Here is a 764-nt window from a genome sequence, read left to right on the forward strand (position 1 = left end):
CGGGCGGGTGCCGACGGCCACCCACATGGTGAAGGCGAGCAGGAAGGTGCCGTCGTCGACGGCTTCGTCGATGGTGTCGAGCAGGGAGCTCAGTTCGGGGACGCGGGCGACCATGGGGTTGTTCCGGTGCAGGGGCAGGACCTGGGTTGCGCTGGCCATGTCGGTGAAGACGATGGTGACCGGTTCGGCGTGGATGTCGGTCAGGCCGGCTTGGACCAGACGGCGGCGCAGGGTGCGTCCGGAGGAGGCCGCCTCGGGTGGGCGGGTTGCGTGGGAGGCCGCTGACACGGCTTGGACCCGGTCGTTGAAGCCGGGCGGGGAGCCGTCGACCAGCAGGCTCTCGAAGTCGGAGTCGATCAGGCACAGGCGGCCGCCGGGGCGTAGTACCCGGACCATCTCGGCCACGGCCCGGGACGGTTCCCGCAGGTGCTGGAGCAGGCGCTCGCTGCGTACGCCGTCGAAGTGGCCGTCGTCGTACGGCAGGTTGTCGATGTCGGCGACCTGGTAGGTCACCCGGCTGCTGTCATGGCGGGCGGTGGCCTCGGCGATCGCGTCGGCCGAGAAGTCGACGGCTGTGACGTGGGCACCGGGCAGCAGGGTGGCCAGCTCGCGAGCCACCTCGCCGTTTCCGGCGCCGGCATCGAGCAGTTGCAGCCCGCTGTCGGCCGGCAAGTTCCAGAGGGCGAGACCAGTGGCCCGCACGCGGACGATGTCGGGCGAGGCGGCCGCGGTGGCCAGGTAGTCGCGCAGGTATTGCGGCTGAT

Annotated in this window: 1 protein-coding gene; it reads right to left on the bottom strand. The window is 71.1% G+C overall.

Annotation, left to right across the window (positions count from 1 at the left end; all coding sequences use genetic code 11):
- A partial coding sequence (locus tag M1L60_RS46715) for a methyltransferase domain-containing protein (protein WP_253244077.1) occupies positions 1-764 on the bottom strand: 764 nt, incomplete at both ends.

It is taken from the genome of Paractinoplanes aksuensis, from assembly GCF_024137025.1.
Lineage (GTDB): Bacteria > Actinomycetota > Actinomycetes > Mycobacteriales > Micromonosporaceae > Actinoplanes > Actinoplanes aksuensis.